The 17,819-nt window shown below is 43.3% G+C and carries 18 protein-coding genes and 6 pseudogenes; 10 read left to right on the top strand and 14 right to left on the bottom strand.

Translation table 11 applies throughout. The annotated features are described in order from the left end of the window. Positions 1-11 precede the first annotated feature (11 nt). The 4 genes from PYW33_RS16245 to PYW33_RS16230 form a co-directional block, all read right to left on the bottom strand. Positions 12-662, bottom strand: a complete 651-nt coding sequence (locus PYW33_RS16245) for a methyltransferase family protein (protein WP_004681447.1) — start codon at positions 660-662, stop codon at positions 12-14. Then, on the bottom strand, positions 659-931 hold the full coding sequence (locus tag PYW33_RS16240) for a DUF2933 domain-containing protein (RefSeq protein ID WP_004755892.1): 273 nt from the start codon (positions 929-931) through the stop codon (positions 659-661). The genes PYW33_RS16245 and PYW33_RS16240 overlap by 4 nt, the downstream gene beginning before the upstream one ends. 28 nt (positions 932-959) lie before the next feature. Then, positions 960-1,391 (bottom strand): hypothetical protein, encoded by a 432-nt coding sequence (locus PYW33_RS16235; RefSeq protein ID WP_004681444.1) that lies wholly within the window; start codon positions 1,389-1,391, stop codon positions 960-962. A gap of 604 nt (positions 1,392-1,995) precedes the next feature. Then, positions 1,996-2,238 (bottom strand): DUF2789 family protein, encoded by a 243-nt coding sequence (locus PYW33_RS16230; protein WP_004281876.1) that lies wholly within the window; start codon positions 2,236-2,238, stop codon positions 1,996-1,998. A 351-nt stretch (positions 2,239-2,589) separates the two neighbouring features. Between PYW33_RS16230 and PYW33_RS16225 the strand changes: the two genes are divergently transcribed. From PYW33_RS16225 to PYW33_RS16205, 5 genes are all read left to right on the top strand, one after another. Next, on the top strand, positions 2,590-2,970 hold the full coding sequence (locus PYW33_RS16225) for a copper resistance CopC family protein (RefSeq protein WP_004681441.1): 381 nt from the start codon (positions 2,590-2,592) through the stop codon (positions 2,968-2,970). Positions 2,971-3,034: 64 nt separating this feature from the next. Beyond that, on the top strand, positions 3,035-3,916 hold the full coding sequence (locus PYW33_RS16220) for a copper resistance D family protein (RefSeq protein ID WP_023278709.1): 882 nt from the start codon (positions 3,035-3,037) through the stop codon (positions 3,914-3,916). 469 nt (positions 3,917-4,385) lie between these two features. Beyond that, entirely contained in the window at positions 4,386-4,580 is a 195-nt protein-coding gene (locus tag PYW33_RS16215) for a heavy-metal-associated domain-containing protein (RefSeq protein ID WP_004281879.1), read from the top strand. A gap of 178 nt (positions 4,581-4,758) precedes the next feature. Continuing rightward, positions 4,759-7,236, top strand: a complete 2,478-nt coding sequence (locus PYW33_RS16210) for a heavy metal translocating P-type ATPase (protein ID WP_005093343.1) — start codon at positions 4,759-4,761, stop codon at positions 7,234-7,236. Between the two features lie 124 nt (positions 7,237-7,360). Beyond that, on the top strand, positions 7,361-7,486 hold the full coding sequence (locus PYW33_RS16205) for a YHYH domain-containing protein (protein WP_094148905.1): 126 nt from the start codon (positions 7,361-7,363) through the stop codon (positions 7,484-7,486). Positions 7,487-7,531: 45 nt separating this feature from the next. On the opposite strand, the gene PYW33_RS16200 is transcribed toward PYW33_RS16205, so the two are convergent. Further along, the gene (locus tag PYW33_RS16200) at positions 7,532-7,798 is read right to left on the bottom strand and encodes a metal/formaldehyde-sensitive transcriptional repressor (protein WP_005248679.1); all 267 of its coding nucleotides are present in this window, start codon (positions 7,796-7,798) and stop codon (positions 7,532-7,534) included. Positions 7,799-7,878: 80 nt separating this feature from the next. On the opposite strand from PYW33_RS16200, the pseudogene dmeF reads away from it, so the two are divergent. After that, a pseudogene (gene dmeF / locus PYW33_RS16195) lies at positions 7,879-8,778 on the top strand (CDF family Co(II)/Ni(II) efflux transporter DmeF); the annotation flags it as partial. Between the two features lie 128 nt (positions 8,779-8,906). Beyond that, positions 8,907-9,008 (top strand): annotated as a pseudogene (locus PYW33_RS16980) (TetR family transcriptional regulator); the annotation flags it as partial. A gap of 76 nt (positions 9,009-9,084) precedes the next feature. Here PYW33_RS16980 and PYW33_RS16190 read toward each other — a convergent pair. The 3 genes and pseudogenes from PYW33_RS16190 to PYW33_RS16185 all read right to left on the bottom strand — a co-directional run bounded on the left by PYW33_RS16190 (position 9,085) and on the right by PYW33_RS16185 (position 11,121). Further along, a complete protein-coding gene (locus PYW33_RS16190) occupies positions 9,085-9,699 on the bottom strand; it encodes a thiol:disulfide interchange protein DsbA/DsbL (RefSeq protein WP_004281236.1) in 615 nt (204 codons plus the stop codon). 177 nt (positions 9,700-9,876) lie between these two features. Then, positions 9,877-9,998 (bottom strand): annotated as a pseudogene (locus PYW33_RS16975) (cation diffusion facilitator family transporter); the annotation flags it as partial. Positions 9,999-10,554: 556 nt separating this feature from the next. Then, positions 10,555-11,121 (bottom strand): recombinase family protein, encoded by a 567-nt coding sequence (locus tag PYW33_RS16185; RefSeq protein ID WP_004812033.1) that lies wholly within the window; start codon positions 11,119-11,121, stop codon positions 10,555-10,557. 257 nt (positions 11,122-11,378) lie between these two features. Between PYW33_RS16185 and PYW33_RS16180 the strand changes: the two are divergent. Next, a pseudogene (locus tag PYW33_RS16180) lies at positions 11,379-11,526 on the top strand (IS5/IS1182 family transposase); the annotation flags it as partial. Between the two features lie 135 nt (positions 11,527-11,661). Here PYW33_RS16180 and PYW33_RS16175 read toward each other — a convergent pair. The 4 genes from PYW33_RS16175 to PYW33_RS16160 all read right to left on the bottom strand — a co-directional run bounded on the left by PYW33_RS16175 (position 11,662) and on the right by PYW33_RS16160 (position 15,886). After that, positions 11,662-13,092, bottom strand: coding sequence for a vWA domain-containing protein (locus tag PYW33_RS16175; RefSeq protein WP_023278708.1), 1,431 nt, complete (start codon positions 13,090-13,092; stop codon positions 11,662-11,664). Between the two features lie 70 nt (positions 13,093-13,162). Then, positions 13,163-14,452, bottom strand: a complete 1,290-nt coding sequence (locus PYW33_RS16170; RefSeq protein ID WP_000137810.1) for an ISL3-like element ISPpu12 family transposase — start codon at positions 14,450-14,452, stop codon at positions 13,163-13,165. A 21-nt stretch (positions 14,453-14,473) separates the two neighbouring features. Beyond that, complete coding sequence (lspA, locus tag PYW33_RS16165) at positions 14,474-14,929, bottom strand: signal peptidase II (RefSeq protein ID WP_228130100.1); 456 nt, start codon at positions 14,927-14,929, stop codon at positions 14,474-14,476. A 60-nt stretch (positions 14,930-14,989) separates the two neighbouring features. Continuing rightward, positions 14,990-15,886 (bottom strand): cation efflux transmembrane domain-containing protein, encoded by an 897-nt coding sequence (locus PYW33_RS16160; RefSeq protein ID WP_016807180.1) that lies wholly within the window; start codon positions 15,884-15,886, stop codon positions 14,990-14,992. A gap of 95 nt (positions 15,887-15,981) precedes the next feature. On the opposite strand from PYW33_RS16160, the gene cadR reads away from it, so the two are divergent. Then, the gene (gene cadR, locus PYW33_RS16155) at positions 15,982-16,389 is read left to right on the top strand and encodes a Cd(II)/Pb(II)-responsive transcriptional regulator (protein ID WP_004364961.1); all 408 of its coding nucleotides are present in this window, start codon (positions 15,982-15,984) and stop codon (positions 16,387-16,389) included. Between the two features lie 81 nt (positions 16,390-16,470). Here cadR and PYW33_RS16150 read toward each other — a convergent pair whose 3' ends face one another. Both PYW33_RS16150 and PYW33_RS16145 read right to left on the bottom strand, forming a co-directional pair. Continuing rightward, positions 16,471-16,641, bottom strand: a complete 171-nt coding sequence (locus PYW33_RS16150) for a hypothetical protein (RefSeq protein ID WP_023278706.1) — start codon at positions 16,639-16,641, stop codon at positions 16,471-16,473. A 130-nt stretch (positions 16,642-16,771) separates the two neighbouring features. Next, a pseudogene (locus PYW33_RS16145) lies at positions 16,772-17,095 on the bottom strand (integrase core domain-containing protein); the annotation flags it as partial. Positions 17,096-17,280: 185 nt separating this feature from the next. Here PYW33_RS16145 and PYW33_RS16970 point away from each other — a divergent pair. Continuing rightward, positions 17,281-17,391 (top strand): annotated as a pseudogene (locus tag PYW33_RS16970) (type I restriction enzyme endonuclease domain-containing protein); the annotation flags it as partial. Positions 17,392-17,819 lie beyond the last annotated feature (428 nt).

Here is a 17,819-nt window from a genome sequence, read left to right as displayed (position 1 = left end):
AAATAATTCTCTTATGGAAAAGTGGTTTTATGGCCGAATTTTGGAATAAATCTCGGAGTCTGTTGAGCATAGCTGTCATAGACAGCGCCAAACTGTTTACTCATTTCAGCCTCTTCCTTAATTGCCAAGCGGCTGTACATTAAGAGTAAGATTGGAAACATAATCAGTGTCAGTAAAGTTGGCCATTGCAATAAAAACCCCAGCAAGATCAAGATAAAAGCCACGTATTGGGGGTGACGTATGCGCGCATAGGGTCCGGTTACTGCCAATTGGTGATGACGTTGTGCGTGGTACAACACGTTCCATGCTGATGACAGTAAATAGAAACCATAGCCCAAAAAAATATAACTCGCGATGTGCAGAATGCCAAAATGTGGATCACCCTTTTCACCCAGTAGCGTTGACCATAAGTGACCTGAGTTATGCGACAGCAAATCAAGTTCAGGAAAGCGAGTTTGTAGCCAGCCTGACAACAGGTAAATGGTTAAAGGGAAACCATACATCTCGACAAACAATGCAATGATGAAAGCAGAGAAAGCGCTAAAAGTACGCCAGTCTCGTGCTGTGGCGGGTTTAAAAAAACTGAAGGCAAACATAATGAAAATTGCCGAATTTATGATGACGAGCCACCACAGACCATAGGCCGATTCCGCATGATTCATGAGGGGTCTCCTGGTTCGCGTGATTTTTTATTATCTGATGTGTCTGGATTTTTCTGTTGATGATGGTGATGTCCATGACCACCATGCATAAAAATATGCATGAGTGGGCATGCTAAAAGGAGTAAAAAGGGTAAAACACCAACGACATGGGCCAAATGCTCGGTTAAGAGAAAATAGGCTGCCACACCACCAATCACGAATAGGCCGATGGCATAACGTGTAGACCAAAAGTTAGGTACTGAATTATGTTCTTGAGGTTGATGGTTCATGGTGCTTCCCTCTCTAATTCATGGGTAATTATTTAGTTGTGGAGGGAGGCATACAGTCCATCATCATCTGCATCATGGATTGCATCATGTCCATACGTTTTTCCATCATTTGCTGACGGTCAGCCATATTTGCATTCATGCTTTGGCCGCTCATCTGTTTCATCATGCTCATACCTCCTTGCATGAGTTTCATGTGCTCAGCCATAAGTTTTTGACGTTCTTGAGGGTTTTTTGCAGCCATCATCTTTGCATGCATGGCTTGCATTGCTTTCATGTGCTGGTCCATTGCAGCCATTTTATCTGTAGCAGTGGTGCTGGTAACTGTTTGCTTAATTGTTACTGCAGATGGTGCTGTTTTTTCAGGATGGTGATCTTTGTGTTCATCGGATTGCTGTGCAAATGTATTCAATGACGCGGCTGCGATACATAAGCCCAAAAAAATGTTTTTGAATTTCATCATAATTTTTTCCTTTAAATAATTTGGAAGTAAAAGCTATGTTTTAGTACTGAACAGAGTCTAGGAATTTGACTACTAAACTGATGAAATTTTTGGTTATTCTCTGTCTCTCTTAAAAATTTTAGCACTATTAATTAATTATTTTTAAAAATGACAAAAATGTAATTTTGAGATCTTCTCGAAATATATAGTCTATGCTGAGATGACAAAAATTTTATTTAATATTAATCTTTTAAAACTATTAAAGTTGTTATGATTTTATGTGCTTAAAAAAAATAAAAATGAAATGATTAGATGACTCCAAGGCTAGTTAGAGACACATTCTTAATGTAATTTACACTGTTATTCCTTTAAAGAAAAAATACAGTTGATCAAAATAGTTTTTTATAGAAAAAAGGGTGGATAATTTAATTATTAAACTTATTGGTATATTTATTAGATAGAAGGTAAAGAAGATTATTTTTAATATTAGGGTTTATAATCCAAATTTCAGAGTAAGGAATCTACTACTTATATAATAGAGATTCCATCTCCAAAACAGTACTACTGTATGAATGAGTTGTATTCAATGCAGGGAAGAATGTAGATCCTTAATACTAACGGAAAATTATTTTACTGAATTTTCATGTAAAGACTCATTTAATTGATCAATCACTGTCGTCCATTCACCATCAGAGTGTAGTTTTTCTTCTAAAAAATGACGTTGAGCATCAGTCCAAAAAATTGCTTGTGTTAAAAAAACATCTCCAGCTAGCTGATGGCTCTCTATGAATTTTGCAATTGCTTCTTCAGTAGAAGCTAAACCAAGCTGTTCAAATAATTTGGTCATTCTTGGACGTGTTTGAGTCATGTGCTTAGCCCACAAATTTATATTAGATCAAATTAAACATAACATGTTTATATTTAAACTAAAATATAAAAAATTAAATAGCTACTATTTTCTTAGACAAAATGATTACTACATTTCATAAATCAACCACCTACATAATTTGTTTGTTAAATGATCATTATTTTTCAATAAGATTATTTTAATAGTTAAAGATTTTAAATTTTAAAAATGACAAAAATGTAATTTTGAAGTCATCGCTATGTTTCTGTCTCTCACTAATAATTGAAATATAAGAGGAGATGATGTGGTCTCATTAAATATAGATTTTATAAAGTCATCTCTAATGAACTAACGAATCAAGAGGAAACGTAAATGAAATTATTTCAAAATAAAATGACTGCTCTACGTAATGTTGTAGTAGCTGCAACGATGATTGTGGCTACTACAACTACGTTCGCTCATGTGAGTTTAGTGAGTGCGATTCCTGCGGAAAATGCATCTATCCTTAGTCAACCAAAGAACTTGACCCTTAACTTTGGTGCAGAGGTTATGTTGATGAATATTAAGTTACTGGATGCTCAGCGAAGAGATGTTCCTTTAAAATATAAAGTTACTCATGACTTAAAGAAATCCTTTGATGTCGCTCTTCCGAAACTGAAAAAAGGTAAATATACCGTTGTCTGGACAACAATGGGGAAAGATGGTCACAACATGAATGGTGAATATAGTTTCACTATCAAATCAACTAAATAAGAATTGATTACCTTTCAACATGTCAGTGAGGTGCTGGCATGTTGTTCTAGAATGGACAAAAATAATGATTTCTGAATATTGGATGTGGGCCACTTGGTTAACTAAGGTTATTTTATATTTAAGTGTAGCTTTTGTCGTTGGTGGAGCCTTTTGCTATTTTTTACTTAGACAATATCTTGAACTAAAAGAATCGATTCTTAAATATATTACAATTGGCGCTGGATTAGGCCTAATTTCCAGTACCTTGGGATTTTTTATTCTGATTGGTAGTTTTGCCAATACTGGTATTACAGGGATGGTGGACCCCACGTATATTAATATATTGGTTAATACTCCGACGGGGTATATATACGTTCTTCGTTCTATTAGTTTTGCTCTTTTACTTCTTCTCATGGTGGTTAAACTTAACAGGAACAAAGGTCATTTTTCTATAATTGAAAGTTCAATATTTTGTATTTTACTTATCCCGATTATTTTTAGTTTTTCCCAGCTCGGACATGTCGCTAATTTAACCTTACTTGCTCAAATTTTATTATCAATCCATATTCTAGTTATGTCGTTATGGATGGGGTCTTTATATCCGTTATGGAAAACCAGCCGGGAAATAAGTGGTTTACCTTTAAAAGATCGCATGCATGTATTTGGACGTATTGCTGCTTTCATTGTTGGGATATTAATCGCCTGTGGCGCTAGTGTAGCTCTTCTTTTAATTAAAGATTTTAATACCTTAATCAATACTGCATATGGCTATGGTTTCATGGTTAAAATGTTTTTTGTTATAGGTATTCTACTTTTAGCTGCCTTCAACAAATGGTATTTCACCCCGCGTCTTCAACATCCTAAATTCGCTAAACACCTTAGTCATGCCATTTTATTTGAGATGTTATTAGGTCTATCAATTCTATTAACAACAGGCTATATAACCACTGTCGTGGGTATTGAATAAGAGAATTTCAAAATAAGGGAATTGAGGAAATTTAACATTACTGCATTTATCTTTTGTAGCTGAGCAATAAAGTTTCTACTGGACTGTCAACTTACGACAATCAGAACAGTAAAATCGCATCATGAGGCATTATACATAAAGGTAGTCACCGGTTTTTAGCTTATCTTCAACCCATAACGGTCTCATCTATTCAGTTCACTACCATTGATTGAAATAACTAATCTTATAAATTTCAGAGTGATCGTAGATGACAAAAATGTCATTTTAAAGTCACATTAATGTTGGTTAAGTACTTTTACTGTAGTCATTAGAACACTCTTCTTTGGAATACTCTGAAGAAAACTGTAAGGTTGTAAACAGACCAAGTTACAGCGAGTAGCTGATTCAGAAAAAGGCTGGTTGTATGGTGAAAGTTTAGAGTTACTGTTCTAATGTTTTAAACAAATGTTTTGTTAAAAAGGAGCAACATATGAAATTTCACATCGCTAATATGACTTGTGGTGGTTGTGCACGCGGCATTACTACCGCAATTAAAGAGCTCGACTCGAATGCCTCACTCGATATTGATTTACAAAACCGTATTGTTGAAATCAACACAACGGTGAGTCAGGATCAAGTCATTGCCACTCTCAGTGAGCGTGGATTTACAGCTGATCCTGCTTAATCTCTGTTAGAGTAACAGTGGGAATTCCTTACCACTTTTACTCTCTCTTATTTTCCTCATCGTACAGATAAAACCTGTACTTGCTTGAAATAAAAGTAATCCCTGAATTCCCCCTAATCTTGGTTCGAGCTGATCTTCGCATATAGAACTCAGCATATCTAAATGATAGAGATCGTATATGAGTACCGAAATGACTGATACGCCACACTACAGTGAAACATTAGAGATTGAGGGGATGACATGTGCTTCTTGTGTAGGCCGTGTGGAAAAAGCTTTAAAATCTGTTGAGGGTGTTGAATCGGCTCATGTAAATCTGGCTACCGAAAAAGCAGTCATTTATGCGCATCAACCACTTGATCGCGCTACTTTAATTAAAGCCGTAGAAAAAGCAGGCTACGAAGTGGAAGCGCTGCAACCAATAGAGCTTACGATTGAGGGTATGTCATGTGCTTCTTGTGTAGGTCGAGTAGAAAAGGCCTTAAAATCTGTTGAGGGTGTGGAATCAGCTCATGTAAATCTGGCTACTGAAAAAGCGACTATTCAGGCAAGCTCATCTGTCACTCGTGACTCGTTAATTCAGGCTGTCACCAAAGCAGGGTTTGAAGCAAAGTCAGTTCATCAAACTACGGAAAGCTTTCAAGATAAAAAGAATATTGAATTAGAAAAACTTAAAAAAGATTTAATTTTGTCAGTCTTATTGACTCTACCCGTTTTTATTTTAGAAATGGGATCACACCTGATTCCCGCCTTTCATACGTTTATGATGGATAACATTGGCCAACAAAATAGCTGGTTAATGCAATTTTTCTTGACCACAGTAGCATTAATTTTTCCAGGCCGACGCTTCTTCAAAAAGGGCATCCCAAGTTTATTCCGCTTAGCACCAGACATGAATTCCTTGGTGGCTGTAGGAACATTGGCTGCTTATCTTTATTCAGTGGTTGCTACTTTCTTTCCAAGTGTCCTGCCACAAGGCACGGTCAATGTTTATTATGAAGCTGCAGCGGTTATTATCACTTTAATTCTATTAGGTAGATTTTTTGAAGCCAAGGCAAAAGGCCGAACGTCTTTAGCAATTCAACATCTAGTTGGAATGCAGCCTAAAGTTGCCAGAATACAGCTCAATAATCAGGTGATAGAAGTTCCGATTGCCGAAGTTCAAACAGGAACGATTGTAGAGATTAGACCAGGTGAGCGTATCCCTGTCGATGGTGAAGTTATTCACGGCCAAAGTTTTATTGATGAATCCATGATTACTGGCGAGCCTATGCCCGTTGAAAAAACGATAGGCTCTACTGTGGTAGGAGGAACAATTAACCAAAGTGGCAGCTTAAATATCAAAGCCACCTCTGTTGGTAGTTCATCAGTGCTTTCTCAAATCATCCGAATGGTTGAACAGGCACAGGGTTCCAAGCTGCCTATTCAGGCATTGGTTGATAAAATTACCATGTGGTTTGTACCTGTAGTAATGGGTCTCTCTCTTTTAACTTTTCTTACGTGGTTTATCTTCGGCCCTGAACCAGCCCTAACTTTTAGTTTAGTGAACGCGGTTGCTGTACTCATTATTGCATGTCCTTGTGCGATGGGACTTGCAACGCCTACATCAATCATGGTGGGAACTGGGCGTGGTGCTGAAATGGGGGTTTTATTTCGTAAAGGTGAAGCTTTACAGCTGCTCAAAGAAACTAAAGTGGTTGCAGTTGATAAAACAGGGACTCTGACTGAAGGGAAACCAGTTTTAACCGATCTGCATGTCTTAGAAGGTTTTGAATACAATGCCGTACTTTCACTGATGGCAGCCGTTGAATCAAAGTCTGAGCACCCTATTGCTCGAGCAATTGTACAAGCAGCTATAGATAAGGAATTAATCCTGTCTCCTATTGCTGATTTTAAATCAGTGACTGGCTACGGAATAGAAGCGAAGGTTTCTGAGCATTTGGTTCATATTGGTGCAGATCGATATATGGAAAAACTAAGTTTGAATCCTAATGTTTTTTCTCAATTTTCGGATCGTTTGGGAGAAGAAGGAAAAACCCCTCTCTATGTTGCGATTGACCAGAAACTTGCTGCCATTATTGCTGTAGCAGATCCAATTAAAGAATCAACATTTGCTGCAATTGAAGCGTTACATCAGTTAGGTTTAAAGGTTGCCATGATTACAGGTGATAACCGTCATACAGCTCAAGCGATTGCAAAAAAACTAGGTATTGATGAGGTTATTGCAGAAGTCTTACCTGAAGGTAAAATAGAGGCCGTTAAAAAATTAAAAAATCAATATGGTAAACTCGCATATGTTGGAGATGGCATTAATGATGCCCCTGCACTTGCAGAAGCAGATATTGGTTTAGCGATAGGTACAGGTACAGACGTAGCTATTGAAGCTGCTGATGTGGTTTTGATGTCTGGCAACCTGAAAGGAGTGCCGAATGCTATCGCTTTAAGCAAAGCGACTATAACCAATATTCGTGAAAATTTATTTTGGGCATTTGTTTACAATGCAGCTCTGATTCCTATTGCAGCAGGTGTACTTTATCCGCAATTTGGACTGCTACTTTCTCCTGTATTTGCTGCTGGTGCAATGGCTCTCTCGTCAATATTTGTACTAGGAAATGCTTTACGATTAAAACGTTTTAAAGCCCCCCTTGCAATTATTTAACCATTTTTTATATACATTTAAAGTTTTGTTGGCTTTACTTTATATATTTGGAAATAGTCTAAGCCATGTTGGCTTTTATTAAATATCATACAGTTGATATTCTAATTATTTGAGAGGGATTAAGATGAAAAGAATTTTATTAATATGCTTTATAGGCATGTCATTTACCTATGCGAATGCTCATTCTGGGGGAACGAACTCACAGGGTTGTCATACCAACAGTAAAACTGGTGATTACCACTGTCATTAATAGGTGCGCACACAGTTTTTTTATTTAAAAGACTGTGCTTTAAAGTTATAAGTAGCGTTTAACTAAAGCTAAAAATTCATTCAGTTCTTTTTCCTTTATTTCCTCAGTATCACCGAGTACATGTTCTCTAAGATGAAGTTCTATTAACTCATTCATTAAGCCATTTATCGCACCTTTAATTGCTGCAACTTGCTGTAATACCTCAATACAAGAATTTTCAGAATTTAAAATATTCTGTTCAAGGGCATTAGTTTGACCTTGAATTCGTCTAATCCGATTTAAAATTTTTTTGTTCTGATTTAAGTGAGACATACTATTCAACCTCAAGAACATATACTATGGGGGAGTATTAATTGTGGTGCAATAAAATGTAATATCTAAATAATGTTAAAAGTGACCATTCGCATCAATTTGACGAAGGAAATCCTTTAGCACAAAAGAAAATTTTAATCGCAACCATCCTCACTGGTGTAATGATGGTGTTTGAAATTTTTGGAGGATGGTTCTTTAATTCCATGGCTTTATTGGCTGATGGATGGCATATGAGTTCTCATATGTTGGCATTGGGCTTAGCTTATTTTGCCTATAAAATGGCTCGAAAATATGCTCGTGATCAGAGATTCTGTTTCGGTACATGGAAGATAGAAATCTTAGCTGGATATTCGAGTGCCATTTTATTGATGGTTGTTGCTGTATTCATGGGTGTTCAATCGATAGAACGTTTATTCAATCCTGTGAATATTCACTACAACGAGGCAATTTCAATTGCGATTGTTGGCTTGATCGTTAATTTTATTTGTGCCTGGTTACTACGTGAAAATGGTCACCACCACCATCATCACTCTCATGATGACCATGACTTAAACCAGAAAGCCGCTTTTCTTCATGTAGTAGCAGATGCAGTAACTTCTGTATTAGCGATTATTGCACTTTTCGCAGGGAAGTATTTTGGATGGGATTTTTTAGATGCAATTCTAGGGATCGTAGGTGCAGTGCTTGTAGCACAATGGTCTTGGGGATTGATTAGAGAAACAGGTAAAACATTGCTTGATGCAGAGATGGAACATCCTGTAGTAAAGGAGATTCAGGAAGTTGTAGAGGAATTAGATAACCAAATTACGATTACTGATCTGCATGTCTGGAAAGTAGGTAGAAGTAAATTTTCATGTATTTTATCCCTAAATACAGTTAATGACTCCTTAACAGCAGAGGTAGTTCGTAAAGCTTTGTCAATTCATGAAGAGATTGTTCATATTTCTGTTGAAATTAACAAGAATTTCCATGTTGTTTAAATTAATATTTATTCCTTTTAAACTTTATCAGTCTATTTATGTAAATCTTAGATTAGAATTTGTTTGTTGTAGAGCGTCGGGGCGCCTCGGCAATTCTGCGTGTTGAAATAGAAAGGAAAATTCATTACTTTAAAGCGCAAAGCGTGTTGCAGATGCAGCTCTTATTCCGAGGAATTTTACACTGGTATCGCCCGCCGATAGAAACACCAGATCCGGCAGTCAGGACGTAAATAACCATTCCTCCAGTTTAAATAAAAAAACCTGCAGATTCGATGCAGGTTTTTTTTAGAGATAATCAATCGCGTCTTATTTGGCTTTACGCTCTTTCTCGATCAGGTAATTCACCACCTGAATGACTTTGGCATCATTACCCTGCACAATATATTTACCATTCACGGTCACTGCCGGAACACCACTTAACTGATACTGAGCAGCCAGATTTTTGGCTTGGGCAATTTTCGAAGTGATCGGGAAAGATTTATAAGTGCTGTTAAATTTCGCTTCAGGAATACCATAGCGGGTATAGAACTTGGCCAATTGCGCCTGTTCTAAAATTGGACGTTGCTTATCATGAATATCATGGAATAATTGTAAATGTGCTTTTTGACGCACACCCAATGCTTCAGACACATAATAAGCACGCGCTGCCTGCTCCCAGAGTGGATTCATTGCAGCCGGCGTACGTACAAAACGTACATCTTTTGGTAATTTTTTCAACCAGCCCTGCATATGTGGTTCAAGCGCGAAACAGTGACCACAGCCGTACCAGAAGAATTCACGTACCTCAATTCTGCCCGGTTTTTCGACTTTGACTGGTTTTGCAACCACCTGATAGTCCTGACCTGCCACAAAATTGGCCATAGCATTGCCTGAAAAGGCCAAAACAGATGCGGCAACAGCTCCTAAAAGGAATTTTTTCATTGGGATTATCGTCCTCTAAATCATTATGCTTAGTGTATGGGTTCACTATAAATCAATTATGCCGGTTCCGTTTTCATGCTGCGAACTTTTGTGCTATCAGAACCGCTACATTAAAGTATGCGACTGATTTTAAGTCAGTTAATATGGCCATTCGACCGCTATGTGTTTTTAGATAATCACAAAAGTTAAACTTTGAGTAATAAAAACGGTTATAATTTCTACGATTAAAACGTAGTGGTCAAACCTACAGTAAATATTAGCTTCTTACTATTCTCTTCAGTAACAGCCGCGTGGCTATGATAATTGCTGGAATTTACAACATAGAACTGAGCAAAAAATGATTTATGAAAGGTTTATTAAATTAAATAAATTATTTATATAGTTAAAATTCACCTGATAAATCACTTTTTAATTTAAATTACTATGTTAATTATTTGTTAATTATTTCTAAATTTTTCTCTAAGAAACGGAGTCCCCCATCAGCAAAACTACTGGTTGAAAAAACTATAGTAAAAATAACTAAAATAATCTTCATGTACATATTATTGAATCTGATCATATCTTGGACCAAAAAAATCTTTACTTATAATAATGAGTAAATATATACATCCGAATGACGACAAAATTACAAACTTGTAATTTTGTTAAGGTTTGTTCTCAAAAAATAAATTAATACTATTTTAAAAAAGATAAATCGTTGCTGAAAAAGCTAGATTGCAATCGAGTTAATTAATTATAAATCAAAAACTTATATTGTATAAAATTAGTAACTCTTTGCTTTCTGCACTTATTATTTAATCAACGTTTCACGATTTTCATAAGCTAAACTAAATATAGTCGCCAATTTCAATTGAGTTATTTCCCGGCTTTTAAATACCGATATACCGCTTGGCGACTAATTCCAAATGCCTGGCCTAATGCCATTTTTGAAGGGTACTTCCCTTCCTTCCAGTCTTGTCGCAAAGCTTCAGCCTGATCAGGTTTCAATTTATGTACCCGGCCTTTGTACTTCCCTTGAGAAGAGGCAAGTTTAATTCCTTCCTTTTGCCGCTCTAAAATGATCTCACGTTCAAACTGTGCAAAAGCACCCATCAGTTGCAGCATCAAATTATCCATCGGGGTGGATTGGGCCGTAAAAGTAATATTTTCTTTTACAAACTGGATGGCAATCCCTCGTTTGACCAGTTTATCCACTTCAGTCACCAAATCTTTTAAGCTTCGCGCAAAACGATCCATGGAATGTACTATCACCCGGTCTCCTTCCCGGACATAATTCAACATTTCCTGAAATTTCGGTCGGTCGGTATTTTTACCTGAAGCACGGTCAACAAAAATCCGGTCGACTTCAATTCCCTCAAGTTGACGTCCCGTATTTTGCTCGACCGAACTCACTCGCACATAGCCTACTTTTTGGCCTTTCACTTTTTACGCCCCAATTGGATAAAAATGAACAATTTCGTAAATTATAAATCTTTAATACCAAAGTTACATGTTACTTATGATTAAAAAACATTTAAATGGTACATGTTTTTAAGAACTTTTAAAATGTAATTTTAGGGTATACTCTAAGTATACAATATATATATGTGCAATTTTAATTTGTTCGTCATGAAATACATAAAATGGGCTTTGTTGCACAAACCTATCTGTAAAGGGTTTTTCAGCGATATAATTTTCAAATGAAGAAGCCTACACAAAATCTACCGCACAACCAATTGGCCCGCATATAACCGAGCACTCATGAGTCGCGGAAATATTGCCATTTGGTTTGATCCTGCTACGCAATGGTATGCGCCATCAAAAGGCAAACAAGAGGGTTGGCAGACAAACGTGAAAAATCCGCCAAAATTGGCGTAACTGCATGAATAACAAGGGAAATATAAAGATGCTGCCTGAGGTATTGAGGGTGAAAGACCTGCCGACCAATTGATGCTGGTCGGCAGGTTCATTGCGGGTAAGGCTTTATTTTCCCTTGGAATGCGGAACGAGAACTTCGGCAGAACCGAAGCCAGCATTACCGTTTGCATCCGTTGCGCGATAAGTGATCGTGTAAACCCGACCTTCTCCGTTGCCACTTCGTTCTGCGCGCAGGTAAATGGTGCCGTCTTCCTCTACCAGGATATCCTCCTCGGTATTGCCGTCACCTTGTCCGTTAGCCGGTTCACTGGATGTTATGCTTTCTAACGCTATTAGTGGACTAGGATCTTTGTCGTCGACTGCGGAGACAGAGACCCCGATAGGCACCATTCTATGGTTAACCGGCCAAAGCTCATTAGGAGTCACTGTGACCGTTACTTCGGGTGGCTCACTGTCCCCACCTGATAGCGCAGAATCAAACATGTCTTCAAGCACTTGAGCGTATTCCTCTGCTGTGCCGCCAGGCGCATACACATACTCACCATCGGTTTCTTCAGCAATCCGAGAAAAAACCTCCCGTGCAGAGAGTGTTGCTAATGGAGATATGGTTGTGGTTGTAGTTGCGGTGCGTGAGCTACTGGTGCTTGCGGCCGCAACACAGTCCCCTGTCAACAGCACATTTATCCGGATTCCTTCGGCCTGGGCCCGAGCGATTAGTCCGCTGATATCGCCATTATGGGGGGATGCATCCGTTGCGAGGACAATGCTGCCTTCGTAATTCTCATCTCCCTCAAGGCGGTTCAGGGCAAGGCCAAGACCTCCAAGCGCGTCCTCAGGACAGTCTCCGCCGCCAGAAGCAGACAATGAGCCAACCGCATTGATTGCAGCCGCGGTGTCTTCGGTGTTCGCCAGGCGAAGACGGGGGCTGTCTTTGAAGCTGATAAGCTCGTAGGAAACCCCTCGTTGTGGCTGGGTTGGATCGGAATTTCGGGAGTTAATAAAGCTGGTCAGCGCTGATTTTAACCCTCCAATTTCATCCCCCATTGAGCCGGTGTCATCCATGACAATATCAATCCGTAGTGGCGGCCATGTGGCCACCTGCTGACGAACGAATAGCTCATCGCCACAAAACCCATTATGAGTCGTTTCCATCGTTGTACGATTTTGGGGATTCTTCGCCCCTCCTGGAATTCGAATGATACTGAAATTGACGTCTGAAGCCGAAGTGAGGAAATTGTCTTGGGTGATGAAGCCATCACGGATACCAGCAACCGGATCGCGAGCGACGGTTGATGCCATGAAGCCTGATACAAAAGCCTCTTGCCCACCAAATGGACAGCTAATTACAGTCCTTCCAAGACCATGGATCATTGAGGAATCAGCAGCGATTGTCGCTGTCGCAGATGCTAATCCATCAAAGATTGCTGGCGTTACTTGTGCGGTTTGAGGCTGGTTGGATTCTGGGTTGGTTCTTTCTTGTGATGCATCATTAGAGTAGTCGTCTATACGCACTTCGCCAGTTGTCTGATCTAACACGTAGACTTTAGTGGGTATACGGATTTAATGGTTGATGGGGCACCTTCACCCCATCAATCTGATACCACCCTCAGATGGTTGATAGATCGACTCCGTAGTTGAGTTCCTCTGCGAAGTCCGGCAGTCCGTAACCGATGGTTTTCTTGTAGAAAGGAGAGACCTTCGCAGTCGGTGCCTTCTTCTTGTGCTTCGTGGTGTAGAGCATTCGTGCCCGCATCACCTCGAAGGAGTAACCGCGCCCTTCACGGTTCTTGTCCTTGGCCAGTCGGTTGATGGACTCCGTGTAAGCGTTGGTGACGGGCATGTCCGTCTCGAAGTAGGTCATGGTCTCTTCGCGCCAGTTTCCCACTGCCCTGACCAGATCGCTCCAGACTTCCTTTTGGCCCTTCGGGATGGTGGCTATCCACTCGTCCAGGGCGGCTTCTGCCTGGAGCCGTGTGGTGGCGTCCCAGATGCCGTAGAAGCGCTCCTTGTGCTCGTAGGCGGCCAGCAGTTGCGGGAACGCGCCTGTCCAGGTCTCCATGATGAGGCGCTCCCGGTCTGAGACTTCGTGAGCGCGTTTCAGCAGGATTTTCCGGTCTCCCTTGAGAGTCCGGCTCTGGGACGGTTTCAGCTCCTTTCTGAGGTCCTTGCGCACTCTCTCTAGGGCATCGTTGGCCATGCGCACCACATGGAACTTATCGACCACGATACGGGCCTGGGGCAGCACAGCCTTGACCGCTGCCCGGTAGGGGTTCCACATGTCCATGCTGACGATCTCGACCTTCTGCCGGTCTTTCAGCTTCATCAGGTAGTTGGTCACCACGTCCTGGCGGCGGGTGGCCAGCAGGTCGAGCAGGGTTCGCTCCTCAATGTTGGTCAGAATGCAGCGGTAGCGCTTGTTCAGGTATAGCTCGTCAATGCCCAGGATGCGGGGCGTCTCGAAGCGGTGCCAGCGCCCCAGCAACTCGGCGCGGGCGTTGAAGATGTCGCGCACCGTCTTCTCGTCCAGGCCGGTCTGTGCCGCCACAAAGGTGTAGGGGTGGTTGAAGGATTCCTTCTCCACGTACTCATGCAGCCGCAGTGTCATACGGAATCCGTCCACCATCTCCGGTAGCTGGGGCCTGAATGTTGTCTTGCAGGCCCGGCAGGTGTATCGGCGGCGGACCACCCAGAGAGTGACCCGCTTGCCGTGGATGGGCAGATCACGATAGGGAACGTCACGCTTGCCGAACCGTACGAACTCACCCTGCACGCCGCATTCCTCGCAGGCGATGGGATCGGGCACGTCCACCTGGAAGTGCATTTCGTCGTCGGTTGATTTGCAGCCCAGTACTTGGTATTGCGGCAGGTGAAGGATGTTGTCGGGAAGTTCGGTCATGGTGTTGTATAGGCGTAGGTGTCAGTCAGATCCATCCGACTCGGCATTGGTGTTTGCTTTTTTACCCAACAAGCTGCTGGAAACTAAAAGTAAGGCACCGAGGACAATTGCAATATCAGCCAGGTTGAAGGCCGGCCAATGCCAGTCTCGCCAATAGAAATCAAAGGAATCCACAACATAGCCGCGAAAGACCCGGTCAATCAGGTTGCCCATGGCGCCACCGAGGATAAGACTGTAAGCGATGGCTTCTCCTTTATGACGATTTTCAAGGATCAGCTTGATCAGAAAAATCGAGACCACTACCGCGATTCCGATAAAAAAGTAGCGCTGCCAGCCTCCACCATTCGCAAAAAGACTGAATGCGGCACCGGTATTCCATACGTGTACCCAGTTAAAGTATGAGGTCACTGAAATAGACTCGCCATATGCCATTGATTGTTGCACCAGCCATTTTACGGCCTGATCAGACGCTGCCAGCAGGCCCGATATGGACAACAGAGCGTACGGTGACAGATGTTTGCCAAAAATGGACATTGCTTAATCCTTGAGCGCCAGAATGCGTCTAGCACCGTTAAGTACAATTACCCCCGCGATGGTGCCGATAATCAGATCCGGATAATTGGACCCGGTCCACGCGACCAGAGCGCCGGCGGTGATGACCCCCAGGTTGATCACCACGTCGTTGGCCGAGAATATCCAGCTTGCCTTCATGTGCGCCCCGCCCTCCCGATGTTTGGATATGAGCAGCAGACAACTGGTATTGGCAATCAATGCGACGAATGCGATAGCCATCATCACCAGCGATTCAGGCTCACTACCGAATACAAAGCGTCTCACCACCTCTATGAGTACGCCCACAGCCAAGATCAGTTGCAGTACACCAGCAAGATGCGCGGCACGTACCTGCATTTTCACGCTATGTCCAACCGCATAAAGGGCAAGCCCGTACACCGCCGCATCGGCAAAATTGTCCAGGGATTCTCCAATCAGGCCGGTGGACTGGGCGATCAGACCGGCAGTCATTTCCACCACGAACAGAAGTGCATTGATGCCGAGCAACCAGCGCAGGGTCCCGGATTCTTGCTTAGCAGAAGCTGCCGAAAACTCGGCGGCCTTGATGGTCTCCGGATTTGCAGCGACGGTTTCCTGAAGCGAGGCGCCTAGCCCCAAGGTCTTCAGTTTCGAGGTGACGGGCTCGACCTCGCCGTCATGCACGACCTTCAGCCGGCGGTTCGACAAGTCGAAGGACAGCGCCCGAATCTCCTCAAAGCCGTTCAGGGCTAGGCGAATCATTCGTTCTTCTGATGGACAGTCCATCTTCGGCACGGCATAAACACTGACCCATCTCCCTGGCGCCTCGGAGGAGGCCTGTATATCGGTATCCGCTGCGGACGTTGCATCACCGCCACAGGCGCCACCACAGGATTTGCTCATGATACGACTCCACTTGAACAATGTTGTGGTACCATTTAAAACTATAAAGCTACTATAAGGTCAATAGAGTAAAGAATCCGTTGGGGAGGAGGCTGATGCGCATTGGTCAGTTGGCGCAGTTGGTAGGGGTCGAAACACAGACGATCCGCTTCTATGAACAGCAGGGCTTGTTGCCGCCGCCTGATCGGCAGGACAACGGTTACCGTGTCTATACCGAGAAGCATGGTGAGGGGCTGGCCTTCATCCGTCGCTGCAGAATCCTGGGCCTGTCACTGGCTGAGATTCACGAACTACAGAGCTATCAGGACGACCCTCATCAGCCTTGTACCGCCGTCAACGCCTTGCTCGATGATCACATCTCTCATGTGCGGTCGCAGATAACCGCTCTGCAAGCGCTTGAGAAACAACTCGTTTCACTGAGAGCGAGTTGCAACGATGACCGGGAAGTTGAGGCGTGTGGGGTTCTTGCTGGAATTAGCGAAGGAAACATGCACCAGCAGTAGGTGAAGCATCAACCAGATAATCCGATGAGATGCCGGTCTGTCTCACTCTCATGCAAAGGTAAGATCAACCATTTAATCCGCTTACCCCACATAACTCGGTAGTTCCCTGCCCTGCTCAGCCAAATGGGCAGCGAGCGCCGGGTAATACTCGTCGACGATCTGATAGAGCAGGGTTTGCTCGGGCCGGTGACGCTGGTAACGACCAGCATCCCGCTCCCGGCTGGCCATCCTGGCCGCCGCCGCGTGGGGCATGATCCGCGTCCTTGCGATATTGTGTTTTTCTATACAGTTTATCGCCTGGTTGCACGATTCTGAAGCACTCAGTCGCTGCTGCCGACCCGTAGCAGTCTTTGTCCGCCTCTGCACTCGATTGAAAACAACCTGCTTCCGCCGGCGGGATATACCCGATGGGCTCCAACAGTCGATGGTGGTTGAACCAGTGTACCCAGTGCAGCGTGGCCAGTTCGACGGATTCCCGGGTTTTCCAGGGGCCGCGTCGATGAATCAGCTCCGCTTTGTACAGCCCGTTGATAGTCTCGGCCAGGGCGTTGTCGTAGCTGTCGCCACGGCTTCCAACCGACGGTTCGATGCCCATCTCAGCCAGGCGCTCCGTGTAGCGGATGGACACATACTGCGAGCCTCGGTCGGAGTGGTGGACCAGTGCATCGGAGTCCACGGGCTGACGGGCATAGAGCGCTTGCTCCAGGGGCAAATATCTTGCGAGTGCTGGTATGGGTCTATCGTTTCGTTATGCACAATGGCTCACGGGCGAGCTCAGCGCCGGGTTCCCGTTGAAAACGGTCACGCCGGACCAGGACGACTATCAGCTCAATTTTCGCGTCACCTTGTACTGGGCGTTATGATCAGGCGCCTGTGAGCACGTGGTGTAATCTCGCCCATGAGCGGGTCGAGCGCGTGAAGGCCAATGTCAGCATCGACTGGCAGGTGCGCGAGAGCGCGCGGGCACGCATCCGCGTGCTGGTCAAGCGCCCACTGCGTCAATCGATCCCATCTGTCGTTTCGTGCGGACGGTGTATCGCCAGAACCAATATCCTGCGCAAACGGATGATTGCAGAGCGTCACGTCGCCGGAATGCGGTCACGCGCCGAGCCGAACGCGGGGCCAGCCAATCGCTGCGGCGCCGCAAGACCAGGGGCAGACCGGTATAGCGCTGACTTACGCGTCGTCATCTTCGCGAACGCGGGGATCCAGTGTGTTTTGCTGACAGCGGTACAGGGAGGAGGGCTCGCAATGAACCCACCCGTATTCGTCGTCGATACGAATGTCGTGGTCGCCGGTCTGATGCGGATTCCGGCGACAGTCCGGTAGCGTCGGTCCTGGATGCGATGTTGTCGAGGGCATTGCTTTACCTGCTGTCGCCAGCGCTTCTGGGCGAGTACCGCTCTGTACTCATGAGGCCAAAGCTCGTT

The sequence above is a fragment of the Acinetobacter lwoffii genome, from assembly GCF_029024105.1.
Classification (GTDB): Bacteria; Pseudomonadota; Gammaproteobacteria; order Pseudomonadales; family Moraxellaceae; genus Acinetobacter; species Acinetobacter lwoffii.
Note: the sequence above shows the minus strand (reverse complement) of the source record. Positions and strands in the feature narration are given on the sequence as shown.

Bases quoted from the DNA above. Each gene is read 5' to 3' on its own strand.
- PYW33_RS16245 (WP_004681447.1), bottom strand. From the start codon at position 662: ATGAATCATGCGGAATCGGCCTATGGTCTGTGGTGGCTCGTCATCATA.
- PYW33_RS16240 (WP_004755892.1), bottom strand. From the start codon at position 931: ATGAACCATCAACCTCAAGAACATAATTCAGTACCTAACTTTTGGTCT.
- PYW33_RS16235 (WP_004681444.1), bottom strand. From the start codon at position 1,391: ATGATGAAATTCAAAAACATTTTTTTGGGCTTATGTATCGCAGCCGCG.
- PYW33_RS16230 (WP_004281876.1), bottom strand. From the start codon at position 2,238: ATGACTCAAACACGTCCAAGAATGACCAAATTATTTGAACAGCTTGGT.
- PYW33_RS16225 (WP_004681441.1), top strand. From the start codon at position 2,590: ATGAAATTATTTCAAAATAAAATGACTGCTCTACGTAATGTTGTAGTA.
- PYW33_RS16220 (WP_023278709.1), top strand. From the start codon at position 3,035: ATGATTTCTGAATATTGGATGTGGGCCACTTGGTTAACTAAGGTTATT.
- PYW33_RS16215 (WP_004281879.1), top strand. From the start codon at position 4,386: ATGAAATTTCACATCGCTAATATGACTTGTGGTGGTTGTGCACGCGGC.
- PYW33_RS16210 (WP_005093343.1), top strand. From the start codon at position 4,759: ATGAGTACCGAAATGACTGATACGCCACACTACAGTGAAACATTAGAG.
- PYW33_RS16205 (WP_094148905.1), top strand. From the start codon at position 7,361: ATGAAAAGAATTTTATTAATATGCTTTATAGGCATGTCATTTACCTAT.
- PYW33_RS16200 (WP_005248679.1), bottom strand. From the start codon at position 7,798: ATGTCTCACTTAAATCAGAACAAAAAAATTTTAAATCGGATTAGACGA.
- PYW33_RS16190 (WP_004281236.1), bottom strand. From the start codon at position 9,699: ATGAAAAAATTCCTTTTAGGAGCTGTTGCCGCATCTGTTTTGGCCTTT.
- PYW33_RS16170 (WP_000137810.1), bottom strand. From the start codon at position 14,452: ATGACCGAACTTCCCGACAACATCCTTCACCTGCCGCAATACCAAGTA.
- PYW33_RS16160 (WP_016807180.1), bottom strand. From the start codon at position 15,886: ATGAGCAAATCCTGTGGTGGCGCCTGTGGCGGTGATGCAACGTCCGCA.
- cadR (WP_004364961.1), top strand. From the start codon at position 15,982: ATGCGCATTGGTCAGTTGGCGCAGTTGGTAGGGGTCGAAACACAGACG.
- PYW33_RS16150 (WP_023278706.1), bottom strand. From the start codon at position 16,641: ATGCCCCACGCGGCGGCGGCCAGGATGGCCAGCCGGGAGCGGGATGCT.